Origin of the sequence: Brevibacillus fluminis (genome assembly GCF_003710825.1) — a bacterium.
Lineage (GTDB): Bacteria > Bacillota > Bacilli > Brevibacillales > Brevibacillaceae > Brevibacillus_D > Brevibacillus_D fluminis.
In genome coordinates, this window is sequence record NZ_RHHQ01000008.1 from 199,933 (window position 1) to 217,554 (window position 17,622).

The following is a 17,622-nucleotide window of genomic DNA, read 5'->3' on the forward strand; positions in this document are numbered from 1 at the left end:
AACAAAACCGCCTTTCGGGGCGGTTTTGGCTGTTTATGAGGTGATTGGATGCGAACATACGGCAATTATGAAAAATTGTACAAGGAGCTCAGCCGCTATGGCGCTTCCCATGCGACTGTGAGCAACGTGAGGGACCTTTCCGACATTCACGCGATCTGGGCATTTTACGACAAACTGCCAGCTGAAGACTTGCGGCTGATTTATGCCGCCATCAAAAAAACGGAAGTGCAGCTGGGCTACATTCCGCTTTGCTTTACATCGGTTCCTTTTATTTTTCTGGTCTTCTCAAGCAAGCTGGCCAACTTGCTGGAGGAAAGCATCCCGGCGCTTCTTTGCGTCATCACGATTTTATGCGTGGTTGCCCTCTATTTGATTCATCGCCATTTTACATCCAAGGCGCAAAATGCGCTTCACCTGCACATCGTCGAACAAGTCTTGGCGCGCAAACAAAACAACCCATCAGGATGAGGACGGCCGCTGGTCCATGATCGCGTCATATAATCGCTTTAGCGACTGCACGCTTTGCTCATCTACCGAATAGGGAGTTCCGTCAAACCAATAGCGGTCGTCCGTCACGCATGCCATCTCCTCTCCGCATCGGACAAATTGCTCGGTAACACAGCTCTCCGTATTATCGACAATCTTTCGGATGCGCAGATGAAGCTCAAGATCATCATGAAACCGTTTGCGGATTTCCCCAAACGCTTCCTTTTGATCAGATTCTGCGAGCCGGTATAAGGCAAGATCGATCTGTAGCCAGCAAGTAAGGTAAAAATGAAATTCCTGAAAAAGAATGATCAGCTCGCTGACCAGACGCTCGCTTACACCGCTAGCCAGCATCTCTTCTCTCGCCAGCTCCACATCCCGCTTCTTCTCCTGAATGAACGGATAATGCTCGATCGCCGCCCGGGCAAACTTGCGAACCACCTGAAGCAGCATATCCGGCGTGCGCCGCGGAAGCCCTTGATAGCGATTGGCGATGTCTCGAACCATATGCTCCATCCCCTTTACCCTTCCAGAACTTCATCTCGATAGGCTTCCTTGATCGCGAGGAATTCATCCGTGTGATCCAAAAGCAGATCAACAAGCACCGGATCAAAATGTTCGCCACGCTCCTGTTTAAACAGGTCGATGACACGGTCAAAATCCCAAGCCCGCTTGTAGACCCGATCGCTTGCTAGGGCATCCAGCACGTCGGCTACCGCCGTGATCCGCCCATACAAGTGAATCTGCTCGCCACTGAGCCCTTGAGGGTATCCTTTCCCGTTCCATTTTTCATGGTGCTGATAGGCAATGATAGCCGCGGCTTTCAAGATGCGCCGGTTTGAATTTTTCAGCAAACGATATCCGATGTATGTATGAGTTTTCATGATTTCGAATTCTTCTTCGGTTAGTTTGCCAGGTTTTTTTAAGATCTCGTCGGGAATGGCCACTTTCCCGATATCATGCATGGGTGAAGCCATTTTGATCAATTCGGCTTCCTCAGGGCTCATCCCATACAAGTTGGCCAACAAAAACGAATACTCGGCTACCCGCTTCACATGGTTGCCGGTTTCTTTGGAGCGGCTTTCTCCAATCTCACCCATGCGGAAAATGATTTCCTTTTGGGTTTCCTCGATCTCCTGATACAAGAGCGCAGATTCCAGCGACTTGCCGGAATATGCAGAGGCAAGCGTCAGGTATTCCAAATCTTTCTCCGAAAAGACCTGGGCTTCCGTCATCTTGTTGATCGCCTGATAAGCGCCAATGATCCTGCCCTCATTGTCGCGGATCGGCGTTACCAAAACCGCCTTCGTTCGATAGCCTGTCTGCTTGTCTACCGTCTGGTTGAATCGCCTGTCGCCGTATGCATCCTCGATAATGATAGGCTCGCCACTCTGAATGGCGCTGCCCACCAATCCGCTGTCAGCCGGAATCCGAATTTCCTTGACGCCATGTGCCACTCGCGTCCACAGCTGATGGTTGCTTTCATCCAGCAACCATAATGTGCATCTGTCTGCAACAATCAGTTCTCGCCCCATATCAGCCATCAGCATAAGCAAACGGTCGAGGCATTTTTCATTGGCGATCTTAGCCGTGTATGTAAAGATGATTTTCAGCAATTCTTCCGGTTGTAAATCTTCACGCATTCTGGGTGCTATCACCAAGTCCCCGTCGCCCTCCACACCGAGTCACTCGCTTTCCTTACGATATTGGCAGCTCGACCAATATTTTCGTACCTTTGTTCAATTGGCTCTCAATCCGAATGGAGCCTTGATGCTGTCGAATAATTTTTTCGCTCATCATGAAGCCGAGACCTGTGCCAAAATGCTTGGTCGTGAAAAACGGCTCACCCAGCTTCTCAAGCTGCGCCTCCGGTATGCCGCACCCTTGATCGCTAAAAACAATCCGGTAGCTGGTATCTTCAGGCGCACAAAGATGAATGAAAATTTCTCCGCCATCGGGCATCGCTTCGATCCCGTTTTTAATAAAGTTGATAAATGCTTGTTTTAATTGATTCTCATCACAATGGATGACGGCTGTTTTCACTTCATAAGCAGCCTTGATCACCACGTTGTTTAAGATGGCTTTCGTCTCCAGAAGCGTCACCACATGCTTTAAAAGCTCTACGAGATCGCTCTCCTTGAACTGCACGGAAGCCGGTTTGGCGAGCGACAGCATTTCCCCGACGATGCCCTCGATCCGATTCAGCTCGGAAGACATGATTTGGAAATATTCGCGTTTTCCGGTTCCATGTGCCTGCATCAGCTGCAAAAAGCCTTTCAGCGACGTTAGTGGATTGCGGATTTCGTGGGCAATACCGGCGGCAAGCTGTCCCGCTAGCGACAATTTTTCCTGGTTGCGCAGTAGCTGTTGCGTCGCCTTCTGCTCCGTGATATCCCTTACCAGCACATGGATGGCAGGCCGTCGGTTATAGGAGGTAAGCGTTCCCTTCAACTCGATCTCCTTCATCCGCCCGTCTAGCCCGATCACTTTTCCTTCCACCAGGCCGATATTTTGACCTGTCTCAACCTTTCGAAAATGTTCAAGCGCATGTTCACGATGGTCAGGATGGTAAAACTCGCAGGCATGTCTACCGATCAGCTGTTCACAGCCGCTCGCCCCGAGAAGATCGAGCGCTTCCTGATTCACATAAACGATCGTGCCGCCATCCAAACAGATCAGCACAGGATCGGGGGACTGATCGACAAGGCGCCGAAATCCTTCTTCCATCTGCAGCAAATGATCGTGCGCATGCTGTCGCCGAGCCGTCGTGCTTCGCTTCAATTCGGTCTTGATAACATCGCTCATCGTTTTTGCGCACCCAACCCCTCTTTGCTTTTTACGCCATTGTTTCATGCGACTAAACATTCTTTGTTGTCTCACGCGAGAAAGCCAAGATGTTCCACCAAATAGACTGAATGTTATTAATTATACTGTGAAAATAAGGAACTGTAATCCACTATTTTATGTGACAGCGGTTCACAGACTGAACCGCGCATCATGTCAGATCATCTGTTTTCGCAAATCTCCCTGTCGAAATGCGGCAGACAAAAGAAAAACCCGCGCCCCTTTTTCCGGAAGCTGCGCGAGTTTTTGCTGATATAAAGGTGGTTCCTGATTTTAATAGCTGATCAATGCAGCTAAAAGTAAGCCAGCCGCCACGCTCAAGCGCGATGAGAAAATCCCAACCGCAACGTTCCCTTTGGGAATTTCCGATAGGACTCGAAATGGCGTCAAAAGCTCGAACAAATAAAAAACAATCACTTGGAAGATGATGCCGATCCCGCCCCAAACAACCAAATCGACCAGATTGACGGAATGATAGATGGCCGAGGCCAGCACGATCACCAAACCAAGTATCTTGCCGCCTAGGTCATGAGCCGCCGCTTTTGCCGCGTTTATTTTGGTCGGATCGCTCGTATCTGCGCCCTGTTTGATCAAGTCATACTCTTTATAGGGAGTTGTCACTAAAAAAACGAATATGCCCACGGCCAAAAGAGGCAGCGTCACCGCCAGATAGGTTAAAAAATTTAGTATGTATGCCCATTGGGTTATCATGTATCTCACTCCTTCTCAATTCTTATTGCCTCTTACTCCGACTGGCAGAAAGTACGACATGTTGTTCGTGATGCGCCCACCCACTCTTGCGACGAGCGCCGATGGTTCGCCGCCAATGAAGAACGATCCCCACAAAAGGTGGCCTGAAAACAATCCGCCAAGCGTTTCTACTTGAATCGCAGGCAGCTGGGCCATCTCTTGATAAATCATCTGCTGATCCCAATATTCGCTTTCCTGGTCGCGTTCAAGCTCCTGCCCGTCTGCACGGTACAAGGTCACGCCGCCTCCTTCGCGCCCAAAAATCGGCTTGGTCACATAGGCACGCCTACCGTGAAATTCATTGGTAAAATAGGTCGGAAGCATATAGGTGCGGATCGCCTCCTGCTCGTCATCGTCGAAAAACTCGCCTGCTTCGTGCAACCCCCAAATCAATGCTTGCAGCGCTTTTGTCTGTGCGATAAACGCCGAAGGTGGATTGATGATCCCTACTTTGCGGCCAGCGGTCAACGCGAGCAGCTGCGCACCGGAAGGGAACCCCTCCTCATCCGTCTCAAACGCAAGCTTTTCGAGCGCATGCAGCCGGTACAGCAAGTCGATCGAGCAAATCTCCTCCCCCACTGCAGCATAGACGCCTTCATCGGTGACACGCAGATCAGCGAGCGGTATAAACGAACCAGGCAATCCGGATTGCTGCAAAAGATAGCGGGTCGTTCCGGCGTCCTCTTCATGCCAGTCCAGTGCGCTGAACCAGATTCGCTCGGTCGGGTAGCCAAGCTCGCGGTAACGCTGTACGATCCGGGCGAATGCCTGGTGGATGTGCCGTTCCATGCCTGCATTCGGGTTTTTCACCTGAAAACGGCTGCATACCTCCCCATTCACATAAAAAGCCTCAACAATACCGGTCGGCGTATCGCTGTTGCACTCCAGCATTTTTAGCCCTTGTGGCGTTTGGGCGAAATCAAAGCGGCCGATTACGGTTGGGCATTCCGGCATAATCGCGAGCCGTACCGCTTCCACGGCAGCTTCCGGTACGCCCAGCTCGAGTAGCAATTGTTCATCCGCTTGTTGTACCACCGGCACCGTCTTAGCAAAAATTCGCGCGAGCACGGCTGTCGCAGCCGTCAATTCCTCGCGAAACGAATCGGTGATGAGGTGAACGGATGCGAGTGCATATTCTTCCCCGTACATTTCATCCCACGTGAAGATCCCTTCTTCCCGCATGTGTCCATATAGCTGTTGTCTGCGCTGCGCATAGGTCAGTCCATGTAAGTCATCCACCAAAAAATCCCCCCGAGCTACCGATTCCGCTCTTAGCCCCGGAGGAAATTCCCGAGCTTGTGCCCTTCACTTTTGTGCCACCGCTCCCACCATAGTAGTACCCGCCTGACGAGCCACCACCCGAATAGCTCGATGAGCCATCGTCGCAATACCCGTCGTTATTACTGTCGTTGCAGTCATCGTCTGGTGAGCTGCAGCCCGCCGTTGCGGTGGTTGCAACCAGAGACGCTACCAAAAACATGCGGATCAACGCAGTAGATTTTGTTTTCGGCGAAACCATAAAGAAAAACCCTCCTATCCTGATACGATTGCATAGTACACGTATACCATGCGGTCCTCATCGATTTCCGTTGAGCTTTTCGCCCACTCGCGCCCATTCAAATAGAGATAATCGCTTTGCAAATGGAGCAGAGCATCGTCGTCATCGTGGAATCGGTATGTGCCGATGACCGGATAACTGGAGTAGTCTTCGTGAAACTCCCTCACTTCCATGACGATATCTCGCTCATGAGCGGCTGATTTGGCATTTGGAACGTAGGCATCTTCATCATCGGCCGGTTTCACGTAGATGACATACGTGTTTTCTTCGATCGCACAGGACGTTTTTTCAAACACTTTGCGATCCTTCACCAAATAATCGCAAGCAAAGCGCAGCGAAACCTCATCCTTGTCGATCATGGGGTAATAATACAGAACGGGAAAATGGCGGTGCTCATCAAGCAAGCGGTATTCCAAACAGGCCACCTTGTTCACTCCTCCTTACATGAAGCCATCAACATTTCACTATATAAGTAATACAGAATGTCGCAAGAGAAGTTTCAGGAAATTGTTGTTTTCATCTGAAATTTTGGTTTATAAAGGAAGTAATGTCAAATCCAATAAATACCTGATTAGAAAACTTGGCTGCGCCAAGCCTTTGGCGTAGCCTTAGTTGCACTTATACTGGATAAGAATTGTTATAAATTCTTATTTGTATACCAAAAAAGCAAAAGCCCCGCCACCGAATGGCGAAGCTTTTGCTTTTTTTCTTCCTTTAAACAAGCCGTCCTTCCGCCACAACCACCCGGCCACGCTTCACGACCGTGTTTACATGATTGATGCCGAAATGATAGGGCAGATAGGCGAGATTATTCGCATTGAAGATAACGAGGTCCGCCTGTTTGCCAACTTCCAGACTACCGACCGTATTTGCCTTGCCGATCGCATGGGCTGCATTGACCGTGATGGCCGTCATCACTTCCTCCGGCGTCAGGCCCAGATTCAAGCAGCCGAGCGTCATCACCAATTGAATCGACTCGGTAGGCGAGCTACCTGGGTTGTAATCGGTAGAAATGGCGACCGGCACGCCCATCTCGATCATTCGCCGTGCGCGCGCATGTGTTTTCAGTCGCAGATTGAACGATGTCGCTGGTAGGCAGACCGCTACAGTACCCGCTTGCTGCATCGCAGCGAAACCTTCATCCGTTGCAGCGAGCAGATGCTCGGCGGAAATGCAGCCCAGCTCTCCTGCCAGCTGCGCTCCGCCCATCGGTTCGATCTCGTCCGCATGAATCTTGATACCAAACCCTAGCTCTTTGGCCGCGGTTAAAATTTTGCGCGATTGCTCTACGGTAAACACGCCATGCTCGCAAAAAACGTCACAAAACTGAGCCAAGCCTTGGCGCTTCACTTCCGGCAGCATCACGTTGATGACGAGATCTACATATTCATCGGCACGGCCTTTGTATTCTTCCGGTACTGCATGGGCGCCCATAAACGTGGAAACAAGCTCGACTGGATGCGTCTCGTTCAAACTCCGCGCTACCGTAAGCTGCTTCAATTCATCCTCCAGCGTAAGTCCGTAGCCGCTCTTGGCCTCGACGGTGGTCATCCCTTGCAGCAGCATGATATCGAGGCTTCTTCGCGCTTTGTCGTACAACTCCTGTTCGGTCGCTTTGCGCGTGGAACGAACCGTGCTCAAGATGCCGCCGCCGCTCGCCAAAATGTCCAAGTAGGAAACGCCCTTCAGCTTGAGGTCCAGCTCATGCTCGCGGGAGCCTCCGTGCACGAGGTGCGTATGTGCATCGATCAAGCCCGGCGTAACCAGCCTGCCTTCCGCGTCCAGCTCTTGCGCCACATTCATGCCTGCGATTTTGGCCCGGACCTCGTCCTCGCTGCCGACCGCATAAATGGTCCCATCCACAATCGCCACAGCGCCTTTGCTGATTTCTCCGACCTGTGCCATGGCATTGCCCGTGCGTGGGCCCGCCTCTCCTTGACCTTGCATGGTCACCAATCGGCCGATGTTGTGCACAAGCAAATCAATCTTGTTTTCCAACTTCTTTCACCTCGAAAAGGAAGTGCCCGAAAAACGCTTCGGACACCTCGCCAATTTTTATTCTGCACAAACTACACCGTGCTGTATGAATAATACGCTTATATTATAGAAGCTTTACGATTAAATACCTTGCATCGGCACGCGCACGCCGCGCTCTTTTGCCGTCTCGATCGCGATTTCATAGCCTGCATCGGCGTGGCGGATTACCCCCATGCCAGGGTCGGTGTTGAGTACGCGTCCCAAGCGCTCTTCCGCATCTTGGGAACCGTCTGCCACGACAACCATGCCTGCATGCAGTGAGTAACCCATACCGACACCGCCACCGTGGTGCACGGATACCCAGCTTGCGCCTGAAGCCGTGTTCACCAGCGCATTCAAGATTGCCCAGTCGCCAATGACATCGGAGCCATCTTTCATCGCTTCGGTCTCCCGGTTCGGGGAAGCTACCGAGCCGCAGTCCAAATGGTCGCGTCCGATAACGATCGGCGCTTTCAGTTCGCCTTTGCGTACCATTTCGTTGATTGCCAGACCCATTTTCACACGCTCGCCATAGCCGAGCCAGCAGATACGTGCTGGCAAGCCTTGGAATGCCACTTTCTCACGTGCCATTTTGATCCAACGGTGGAGATGCTCATTTTCCGGGAACAGCTTGAGCACCAGCTCATCGGTTTTGTAAATGTCCTCTGGATCGCCGGAGAGCGCTGCCCAGCGGAACGGCCCTTTTCCTTCGCAGAACAGTGGGCGGATGTAAGCCGGAACAAAGCCAGGGAAGTTGAACGCATCTTTGACCCCTTCATCGAGAGCCACCTGACGAATATTATTGCCATAGTCGAACACGACGGAGCCCAGTTTTTGTAGATCGAGCATCGCTTGCACGTGAGCTGCCATCGACTGCTTGGAAAGCTTCACATATTGTTTCGGATCGTTTTTGCGCAGCTCTGCGGCCGCTTCGAGCGTGAATCCAGCTGGCACGTAGCCGTTGAGCGGATCGTGTGCCGATGTTTGGTCGGTGACGAAATCCGGCTTGATACCGCGTTTCACGAACTCTGGGAAAATCTCGGCGGCATTGCCGACCAGACCGATTGCGAGCGGTTTTTGCTCCGCCTGTGCTTCTCGTGCCAGACGCAGAGCTTCGTCCAGATCGTATACCATCACATCGCAATAACGTGTATCGATGCGGCGTTGGATGCGGGTCGGATCGACGTCGACACCGATGACCACACCGTCGTTCATCGTCACGGCCAGTGGCTGAGCGCCGCCCATGCCGCCGAGACCGGCGGTTAGCGTCAGGGTGCCACGGAGCGTGCCATTGGCATGCTGGCGAGCCGCTTCTGCAAACGTCTCATACGTTCCTTGCAAAATGCCTTGCGTGCCGATGTAAATCCAGCTGCCCGCTGTCATTTGCCCGTACATCATCAGCCCTTTTTTGTCCAGCTCGTGGAATGTATCCCAGTTGGCGAAAGCCGGTACGAGCACGGAGTTGGAAAGCAGCACGCGTGGGGCTTGCTTATGCGTTTTGAACAGGCCAACCGGTTTGCCTGACTGGACCAGCAGCGTTTCGTCCGCTTCCAGATCTTTTAAGCATTCGACAATTTTGTCAAAGGACTCCCAGTTGCGCGCTGCTTTACCGATGCCGCCGTAGACGACCAAATCTTCGGGACGCTCAGCCACTTCCGGGTCGAGGTTGTTCATCAGCATGCGGAGCACCGCTTCCTGCTCCCAGCCTTTTGCACTCAATTCGGTACCGCGCGGAGCGCGGACTACGCGTTTTACGGATTCTGTCATTGTTTCGTCTCTCCTTTATCATTTCGTTTCATGTAGCCTGCCAGGAAATTTAAAATGACGTGCAGTGTAGTTCTTACTGTCGCTCTGCGTGGGTCCTGCATCGGATCGACGCATACGATGTCAAAGCCTTTTACTTTTGGATGTTGACCGAGCAGGAATGCGGCATCGATCAGCTGCCAGGAAGTCATGCCAGCAGGGACCATCGCTGGTACACCCGGCGCATAGGCCTGGTCGAGCACATCCATGTCGATCGTGACATAGATCGCGTCGGTTCCTTCGCCTGCAATCTCCAGCGCTTTTGCCACAAGTGGCTCAATTCCTTCGCGCGCTACCTGTCTCGCGGTGAACTGGGTGATTCCTTTGGATACCGCATAATCACGGTACGGCTTGGAGTTGGCAAAGCTGTGGATGCCGATCTGGGCAATATGCTTGCCTTCCACCGTGCCCGATTCAATTAGTCCTCGGATCGGTGTCCCGTTGGATGGCCCACCATCTTCGAGATTGCGCACATCCATATGGGAGTCAATTTGTACAATTCCGACTTTTCCGCCTATTTTTTGTTTAAACGCTTTGACCGATGGACAAGTGATCGAATGGTCACCGCCTGCAATGATCGGGAACATGTTGGGCAACGCCTCGTACACATTTTTCATGCCCTGCTCGATATTGGCATGGCAGCGCAGCAAATCGGTCACATGCATTTGTATGTCGCCCAGGTCATAAGCTGCCAGCTCCTGCAAATCCACATCATGATCGATGCTGTACGTGGTAACGTTTGCAAAAAGCTCGCGCAGCGCATTCGGCGTCATGGAGGCGCCGGAAATGCTGATGGAGGTTTTGGACAGCGGCAGGCCGATAAAGCCGATTTCCGGTGCGGTTTCCCCATCCCAAGGCGTCAGCCACTGCGATACCTTCGTTTCATAGCGATCCCGCCAGTTTGACCTGCGGATAAGCTCCGGCGGGTTCAGCAAATCGATTTGTTTCAATTTGCATGTCTCCTTTGCAGTTGCTGTTTGGTTGTTATCCTTATCTTAGCGAAAGTTCAGCCTTTTTCATCTAGCTGAACTTGTTTGAATCTAGCACAATCTTGCGCGAACGATACTCGGACGGGCTCAATTGATGTACCTTTTTGAACATCCTGCTGAAGTAATTGGCATCTTGAAACCCGACCTGGCTGGCGATCTGCTGCATCGTCCAGTCGGTCGTTTCCAAATAATACTTGGCTTTTTCCAGCCGCAGCTTGTTGATGAAATCCACGACGCTCAGTCCCACTTCCCGCTTGAACAGATGACTGAGATGATATTTGCTTAAGCAACAATATTGTGCTACTTCTTCCAGCATGATGCGTTCGTTCAACTGTTCTTTGATGAACCGGATCGCCTGCCGAATTAGCGGGGACACTTCCAGCATCTGCGTCAGCGCAACCTGTTCCGTCAATTGGCGTACGTACGTGCACACTTTCTGAACAAACTTGTCGTAGCGAATCGTCCGGTACAGCTCCTGAATGAAGTGCGCGTTCTCCGTCAAAATCGTTTCCGCGTTGAATCCGGCCTCCAGCACAAGCCGCGATACCATCATCACCAGATCGACCACCTCGGATTGAAACCGGCTCACATGGTATTGATTCGCTTGTGCCACCTTCTCCAGCAACGTCGGCAACACAGCGATCGCACCTTCGACGTCGCCGATATGGACCCGTGCCAGGAGATCAATTCGCTCATTCTCGATCATTTCTTTATAGGCGGACATCGTTTCGCGTGCGGCCGCGTCCGCCTGTTTCTTTTTCATATATGAAAAAATCAGCCGGTTGCCCTGAAAGAAGCGATCGACCATCGATTGCATCGCTTCGCGATACGAATGCTGCAGCATCGCCGGATCGTCATAGTGCGTGCCGATGCCGATCGAGACGGAAATCCGCTCCGCATCGGTCGCCTTTTGCATGTCCTTCGCGATTTGCAGCGCATTCAGGCCCGGGGGCAGTTGTTCCGTCTGCGCCAGCAGCTCCAGCAGAAGCGCCACCACTCCCTCTTCGATCCAGAGCCACGTGAACGGAACGCTCACCGTCTTGCAGATCGCCTTCATCAGCGTCTGTCCCAGCTCTACTTTCCACTCGATATCTTTCCCCATGATTAAATCGGGATAGCGATCTACGGAAACGAGCATGACGAGCGACGGATTGATCGTGACGCCGTACGCCTTTTGCAGCTGATCGTAGGTGTATTCATGCACATAGGTTCCCGTAAGCAGCAAGTGCGAAAAAGCCGCATGCTGAGGATGCTGGTTCATAGGCTCAATCTCCTCTTTTTGCATCAAGTCATCGCTTATCCTGCCTCTATTGTAGCGTGAATGGCCCGTCCATTCCAAATCGGGAATGGGAGGAAGAAGAAAGCATTATTAAAAAAAGCAGTAACATTTTGGCACGATGATCCGTCTAATTCGGTAGTCAACGTTTTGTGTCCAGAGGAAAGGAAGTTGTGAAAGTGGTAAGGCTAACGAGAAAAGCTCTGATCGGAGCTGCAGCGGCAGCATTATTGTTCATAAGCGGAATGATGTCAGGTGAAACGGTTTTTGCCAAAGCGACCCAAGCATTCAAAGGCGATCTGTCAGCGATGCTGGGCATCGGGCAGCCTCCTGCCCGCAACGATTCCCCGACTCAGGCGCCGAACGAACACGCGGAAGGATTCGATAACAGCGTTCAAGCTGCCAAAGCCGATCCGACTGTCATGGAAGATCATGCCAGCTATGCGCTGAATGCGCTCTATTATTTGCCGATTGGGCAAGATGTCGTGATGCAGGTGCTCACTCATAAAACGATCCCGATTCCCAAAAAAACGAATGGAAGCTTAACCCCGGTGAGCCGAATCGTCCATGACAATCTCTTTTTCATGGCGGAATCCGTCGCTGTAAACGGACGCTCGAAGGCTTCTATCAATTGCTACCAGCTAGACAGGGCAAATGACACGATCAGCTTGCTGTTTTCCCAACCCGTCCTCGACATTGCGGAAGGGACAGCGTACAGCTTCACATATAACGAAGCAGCCCAGCAATTAACCGTGAATCAGTACAAAGACGCCAAGCTATCGGCTGTCACGAATTACGTATTGGTAGACCATGCTTTCCTAAAAAAAGAAGAGCTGGTCAAATAAGCGGCGAACTTCGATGCCTCACCGAAAAAGACCGAAACCTGCAACAAACGATCCGTTGTTGCGGTTTCGGTCTTTTTTCATCGAGAAAGCTGCGTTTCCTCCCCTACTAACAAGACTCTCGTTTGGATAGACTTGATAAAAGTTGATCGTATGGGAGGATGCCACCATGAGTGCCAAAACGTTATCAAAGTCGATTCTACTCTCAATCGTGTCGGTGATCGGCTTCATTTTTCTCGCGAGCCTTGTCTCTCGGCACGCTCTTTCTCATTTTGACAGCGCGATCTCCGCATTCGTACAAGGATTTGAATTCCCGGCTATCACCACTGTGATGAAATTCCTGTCGTTTATCGGTTCACCCATTCCGATGGTGATTCTATCCGCTATCGTGTTACTTCTCTTGTATAGACATTATCCAAAACGCGCGGAAGTTTACCTATTTGTTTCGGTCATGTTCTTGACCATTCTCTCAAATTGGCTGCTGAAGAATGCTTTTAAGCGCGCGCGTCCCGATTTACACCAACTTGTGCATGAGACAGGCTACAGCTTCCCCAGCGGGCATTCGATGACGGCCTTTTCTTTTTATGGCATTCTCGCTTTTCTTTTGTGGCACCAAAGCGATCTGCCTTCTGTTCGTTTGGCCATCATTTTGGTGAGCACCATCATGATTGCAGGCATCGGCATCAGTCGCATTTATCTTGGCGTCCATTATCCGAGCGATGTGGTCGGGAGCTATTTTTTTAGCGGATTTGTGCTTGCGGTTGGAATCTGGTTCTATCAACGCTACCAAGAAAGGCATTATCTGCGTTCGGAACGGTAAATGATTCAATTGTCTAGAGAACTCCACTGATCCCTCACATATACTGTATGGCCCAGCATACTGACAGGGGGAATCTGTTTTGCGCATCCTGGTTATCGCACCAGAGCAATTACCCATCCCGCCCATTAAGGGAGGATCAGTGGAAACCGTCATTTACGAAATTTTTCGGCGGGTGAGCCGGAAGCACTCGGTTGTCCTTGTCAGCCGTTCTCATCCGAGATTGCCTTCCGTGAGCAAGCAAAATGGCGGACGGCTAAAAATCGTTCGTGTATCCGCTCCGAATCGCTACAGTTACATCAAGAAGGCGCTGCAAAACGTAAAAGGTCAAAAATTCAATGTCATTCAAGTAGAAAACCGTCCCACGTTCGTCCCCCATGTGCGTCGTGTATTCAAAGGCACTCCCATCATGCTGTCGCTTCACTCGCTCACGTTCATGTCCCACCTTTCCCAAAAGCGCGCCCAAGCCATTTTGAAGCAAACGAACGGCGTCACGTCGGTCAGCAAATTTTTGAAACATGCAATGAAGCGCCGCTTCCGAAAGCATGCCAAAAAGTTTCGAACAGCCCAATTGGGTGTAAACACGGACAGATTTCGCCCACGTTCCCCACAGTTTAAACAGCAGCTGCGCAATCAATGGGGCGTTTCTGGCACATACAACGTTTTGTTCGTCGGGCGAATGGTTCACGGCAAAGGACTGCACACGTTAGTCAAAGCGGTTGCCCTGTTGAAAAAACATTCCCCCAAAGTCCGTCTGATCGCCATTGGCTCGTCGTGGCCAGGCGTACGTGCCCAAAGCCCGTATATGAAGCGGGTTCGTCAATTGTCAAATTCATTAGGCGTTCCCATCCGATTCACCGGGTACATTCCCCCAGCTCGAGTAGCCAAGTTGTATCATTTGGGTGATGTACTTGTTTGTCCATCCATTTATCGCGAGGGCTTTGCTATGGTCAACACGGAAGCCATGGCGTCGGGAATTCCGGTGGTTGCATCCCGACGTGGCGGCATCACAAAGATCATAACGCATGGCAAGAGCGGCTTTTTGGTATCTGCGTATACGAGTCCGAAAGCTTTCGCCAGTCGACTCATCCAATTGAAAGGGTCCCCAACGTTAGCAAAAAAGCTGGCCGCTGGGGGGCGCCGTCGGGTCGTTCAATCGTTCAGCTGGTCAAAGACCGTGAAGAGACTTCTCAAGCACTATCGGAAAATACGCTGATGATTCCAAACAAATAGACGCCGGCACGTTTTTATCGCGAAGGCGTCTTCTTTACGTTTCGAAAAAGAAAGATCAACACCGCCAGCACAAGCCCGCCGAGAATGGCGTAGCTGATCGGTTTCATCCACGGCTCGATCTGGCTCCAATTTTCCCCTAAACGGTAGCCGCCGTAGGTCAGCAGCAAATTCCACGGGATGGATCCAAGGCTTGTCAAAATGACAAATCGATCAAATCGCATTCCGCTCACGCCCGCCGGAAGCGAGATGAATGTCCGCACCACCGGCAAGCAGCGGCAAAAAAAGACAGTCCCCCCGCCATACTTGGCAAACCAGGCGTCCGCTTTGGCGATATGGTTCTGCCGGATGAACACATACTTCCCGTAGCGCTCCAGAAGAGTTCTGCCGCCTTTTCGCCCGAACCAGTAGATGATGATGGAACCCACGATATTTCCTATGGTGCCCGCTGCAAATATCGCCCAAAAGCTTGCCTTGCCGATGGAAACGAGATAACCGCCAAATAGCATAATCACCTCGCTCGGCAGCGGAATGCAGGCGCTTTCGAGCACCATGCCGATAAATACGCCCAGATAACCAAAGGAATTGATCATGCTGGTCACGACCATGTCGAGCCAAACGCTGATAGCATGTAACAAAGCTGTAGACACCCTCCTCCTGCCCGATCGTTATTTCCAAACGTCCTTAATCGGGTTTGCCTTCGCACTTTCCCCCAGATGACCCAAATGGTACATATCTTCGATCGTGCGCAAGACGTTATAGTGGTTGATTGTCTCAGAATAGGTCCCGGGTTTGACCATGGGGCCGACAAACAATGTCGGGATATGGTTTTTCGGAGAAAAGTCGTCTTCATCCCAGGTGACGATCAGCAAGCTGTTGTGTTTTTTGGCCCATGTGACATAAGGGTCGATATGCTGCTTCAACCACTGATCCGCTTGCGCCACGGTCCCATCATGCATGTCGTCCATATGGTTGGGGATGATGAATGAAACGGTCGGAAGCTTTGCAAAGTCGCTTGGCAAGCTAGTAAGCGGCATATTTACCCCGGCCGGTACATTCGTGAAGTTGACCCATGGGTTATGCTTTCGTCCATACCCTTTCGAAGAGCAACCCGTAAACCCTACCTTCGGCATATCTTCTGAATATCCCCCGAACGACAGATGCGCACCCATCAATTCTGTCGCCAGGTTCGGTGTTGAAAAGGAGTGAGGACAGGAATCATCCTTCACGTTTTGCGCGGAACCTGAGAAAAGCGCCAAGTAATTCGGCTGACTCGGATGACGGATGCCAAAGGAGTTGCTGAACAGCGCCCCCTCCTTGACCAAGCTGTTCAAGTACGGTGCTGCGTTTTTACCAATGATTTGGCCAAACGAATGATTTTCCTCCACGAGGATGACCACGTGTTCGACATTCGCCGGTTTCGGCTTAGGTGTTGATCCCGCTATGGCAGACGGCGTAGAGGTTACCGATTGAGTGGCAGCAACCGGCTTTGCCGCAATATTATTGGTTGTCACATTCTGCATATCTGCAGGTGAAGGCTTGTACAGCATCACACCGAAAAGCACGGACAGGCAAAGCAAGCTGAAAGAAAGCATACGTATTCGTTTCATGCAAAAACCCTTTCGTAGCAGATGGCGTTTTTCCTTCAAAGATACCATCCGATTATGAAAACCACATGAAAAGACCGCAAAAGAGACGCCAATGCCGATCATCACTCTCGGCTATATTACTTTAGCGGCAGAAGAACTGTGAAAGAGCTCCCAACGCCAGGCACGCTTTCGACGTGAATGGTCCCGCGGTGAGCGTCGATAATCCATTTGGCTATGGCAAGGCCCAACCCTGTCCCCCCTGATTGTCGGGACCGATTTTTATCGGCACGATAAAACCGGTGAAAAATGTGTGCAAGCTGGTCGGGCTCAATCCCGATCCCCGTATCTGCAACCATGATGCATAGCTTGGGCTTGTGGTCGACTATCGTTGTCTTGGTGGTTAGCGTAATTTCCCCTTGTTCCGGCGTGTATTTCACCGCATTGTCCAGCAATATATACAAGAGCTGCTTGATCTTTTCCTGATCGGCATGCAGCATGATCGCGTCCTGCCCATGTAGAAGCAGTCGGATTTGCCGTGATTGGGCAAACCCTTGAATTGAACGGATCACTTGCTCCGCCATTACGGAAAAATCAAAGGTGTCCATCGATATTTCCTGCACACCGGAATCGGTACGCGCGAGCAGCAACAGATCACCCACCATTTTCGCCGCACTCTTCGCTTCTTTTTGCAAGTCTCGCAAGAGCTCATGCGAGAATGCCGAAAGCTTGTCGCCATCTTCCATCCCTATCACATCAAGCCCAGATTTCAAAATGCTGATCGGCGTTCTCAGCTCATGGGAAGCATCCGCCAAAAAATCTCGCTGCAATTCGTAGGACCGCAAAATCGGCTTCATGGCGCGCCTCGTCAAAAACTGGCCCGTCACAATGGCAACCCCCATGAAGAGCACGGTCATCCCGAGCAACACGACCAACAGCCACTCAAACATGCTCCACAAATACGAAACGTCTTTACCAAAGTAAACCGTGCCCAACATGCGGCCATTTTGAGAAACAGTTTGCGCAGCAATCAAAAGGTGCGACTCTTCTTGGTTCTGGCTTCCGATTGCTTTGTATTTGATTTCAACCGTATTCGGCTTCCACCCCTTCACGTATTCCATGATCACTTGTCGCATTTCGGGGGCAAATTCGTCACCCACCACCAGTTCTCCATTTTCTTTCACGAAGTAATTGAAATACATCCCTTGATTGGCAGCAAACGCATTATCGGGCTTCGTTACACCTGGAGCACTCGTCTTGGTCTCCTCTACCTCTTGCTGGGTAAGCGCTTTTAGGTCCAGTTTTTGTTCGTTATAAAAAATAGATAAGAGCAAACCGAACGTACCGATGATAAAGAGCAAAAGGAAGACCATCAGCATCGCGCTATTGGTGATCGTCAACCGTTTCCTCGTGTCCCGAAAAAGC

18 protein-coding genes are annotated in these 17,622 nt (G+C 51.2%); 4 read left to right on the forward strand and 14 right to left on the reverse strand.

The annotated features are described in order from the left end of the window. Window positions 1–48 precede the first annotated feature (48 nt). Window positions 49–468 carry a hypothetical protein gene (locus EDM56_RS10335; RefSeq protein WP_122917836.1) on the forward strand — a complete coding sequence of 140 codons (420 nt, stop codon included), beginning with the start codon at window positions 49–51 and terminating at the stop codon, window positions 466–468. Here the strand turns inward: EDM56_RS10335 and EDM56_RS10340 are convergent. From EDM56_RS10340 to EDM56_RS10390, 11 genes are all read right to left on the reverse strand, one after another. Beyond that, a complete protein-coding gene (locus tag EDM56_RS10340; RefSeq protein ID WP_122917837.1) occupies window positions 460–993 on the reverse strand; it encodes a hypothetical protein in 534 nt (177 codons plus the stop codon). The genes EDM56_RS10335 and EDM56_RS10340 overlap by 9 nt on opposite strands. A 14-nt stretch (window positions 994–1,007) precedes the next feature. Next, the gene (locus tag EDM56_RS10345) at window positions 1,008–2,129 is read right to left on the reverse strand and encodes an HD-GYP domain-containing protein (protein WP_122917838.1); all 1,122 of its coding nucleotides are present in this window, start codon (window positions 2,127–2,129) and stop codon (window positions 1,008–1,010) included. A gap of 55 nt (window positions 2,130–2,184) precedes the next feature. Continuing rightward, complete coding sequence (locus tag EDM56_RS10350; RefSeq protein ID WP_183192386.1) at window positions 2,185–3,291, reverse strand: ATP-binding protein; 1,107 nt, start codon at window positions 3,289–3,291, stop codon at window positions 2,185–2,187. 312 nt (window positions 3,292–3,603) lie between these two features. Beyond that, window positions 3,604–4,041: a DUF350 domain-containing protein gene (locus EDM56_RS10355; RefSeq protein ID WP_122917840.1), complete on the reverse strand. Its 438-nt coding sequence runs from the start codon at window positions 4,039–4,041 to the stop codon at window positions 3,604–3,606. Between the two features lie 15 nt (window positions 4,042–4,056). Then, window positions 4,057–5,262 (reverse strand): glutathionylspermidine synthase family protein, encoded by a 1,206-nt coding sequence (locus EDM56_RS10360; RefSeq protein WP_122918258.1) that lies wholly within the window; start codon window positions 5,260–5,262, stop codon window positions 4,057–4,059. Window positions 5,263–5,311: 49 nt separating this feature from the next. Next, entirely contained in the window at window positions 5,312–5,599 is a 288-nt protein-coding gene (locus EDM56_RS10365; RefSeq protein WP_122917841.1) for a hypothetical protein, read from the reverse strand. A 14-nt stretch (window positions 5,600–5,613) separates the two neighbouring features. Beyond that, window positions 5,614–6,063, reverse strand: a complete 450-nt coding sequence (locus tag EDM56_RS10370; RefSeq protein WP_122917842.1) for a hypothetical protein — start codon at window positions 6,061–6,063, stop codon at window positions 5,614–5,616. A gap of 289 nt (window positions 6,064–6,352) precedes the next feature. Next, window positions 6,353–7,585, reverse strand: a complete 1,233-nt coding sequence (gene hutI / locus EDM56_RS10375) for an imidazolonepropionase (RefSeq protein ID WP_221175978.1) — start codon at window positions 7,583–7,585, stop codon at window positions 6,353–6,355. A 171-nt stretch (window positions 7,586–7,756) separates the two neighbouring features. After that, entirely contained in the window at window positions 7,757–9,421 is a 1,665-nt protein-coding gene (gene hutU / locus EDM56_RS10380; RefSeq protein ID WP_122917844.1) for a urocanate hydratase, read from the reverse strand. Further along, on the reverse strand, window positions 9,418–10,407 hold the full coding sequence (locus EDM56_RS10385; RefSeq protein ID WP_122917845.1) for an agmatinase family protein: 990 nt from the start codon (window positions 10,405–10,407) through the stop codon (window positions 9,418–9,420). The genes hutU and EDM56_RS10385 overlap by 4 nt, the downstream gene beginning before the upstream one ends. A 70-nt stretch (window positions 10,408–10,477) precedes the next feature. Beyond that, window positions 10,478–11,707: a helix-turn-helix domain-containing protein gene (locus EDM56_RS10390; RefSeq protein ID WP_122917846.1), complete on the reverse strand. Its 1,230-nt coding sequence runs from the start codon at window positions 11,705–11,707 to the stop codon at window positions 10,478–10,480. Window positions 11,708–11,895: 188 nt separating this feature from the next. On the opposite strand from EDM56_RS10390, the gene EDM56_RS10395 reads away from it, so the two are divergent. The 3 genes from EDM56_RS10395 to EDM56_RS10405 all read left to right on the forward strand — a co-directional run bounded on the left by EDM56_RS10395 (window position 11,896) and on the right by EDM56_RS10405 (window position 14,597). Then, entirely contained in the window at window positions 11,896–12,567 is a 672-nt protein-coding gene (locus EDM56_RS10395) for a hypothetical protein (protein ID WP_148040377.1), read from the forward strand. A gap of 166 nt (window positions 12,568–12,733) precedes the next feature. Further along, window positions 12,734–13,384 carry a phosphatase PAP2 family protein gene (locus EDM56_RS10400; RefSeq protein WP_122917848.1) on the forward strand — a complete coding sequence of 217 codons (651 nt, stop codon included), beginning with the start codon at window positions 12,734–12,736 and terminating at the stop codon, window positions 13,382–13,384. Window positions 13,385–13,463: 79 nt separating this feature from the next. Continuing rightward, on the forward strand, window positions 13,464–14,597 hold the full coding sequence (locus EDM56_RS10405; RefSeq protein WP_122917849.1) for a glycosyltransferase family 4 protein: 1,134 nt from the start codon (window positions 13,464–13,466) through the stop codon (window positions 14,595–14,597). Window positions 14,598–14,628: 31 nt separating this feature from the next. On the opposite strand, the gene EDM56_RS10410 is transcribed toward EDM56_RS10405, so the two are convergent. The 3 genes from EDM56_RS10410 to EDM56_RS10420 form a co-directional block, all read right to left on the reverse strand. Beyond that, window positions 14,629–15,249 carry a DedA family protein gene (locus EDM56_RS10410; RefSeq protein WP_246009337.1) on the reverse strand — a complete coding sequence of 207 codons (621 nt, stop codon included), beginning with the start codon at window positions 15,247–15,249 and terminating at the stop codon, window positions 14,629–14,631. Between the two features lie 30 nt (window positions 15,250–15,279). Beyond that, window positions 15,280–16,221, reverse strand: a complete 942-nt coding sequence (locus EDM56_RS10415) for an alkaline phosphatase family protein (RefSeq protein ID WP_246009338.1) — start codon at window positions 16,219–16,221, stop codon at window positions 15,280–15,282. Window positions 16,222–16,337: 116 nt separating this feature from the next. Continuing rightward, a complete protein-coding gene (locus EDM56_RS10420; RefSeq protein WP_246009339.1) occupies window positions 16,338–17,597 on the reverse strand; it encodes a sensor histidine kinase in 1,260 nt (419 codons plus the stop codon). Between the last annotated feature and the right edge of the window lie 25 nt (window positions 17,598–17,622).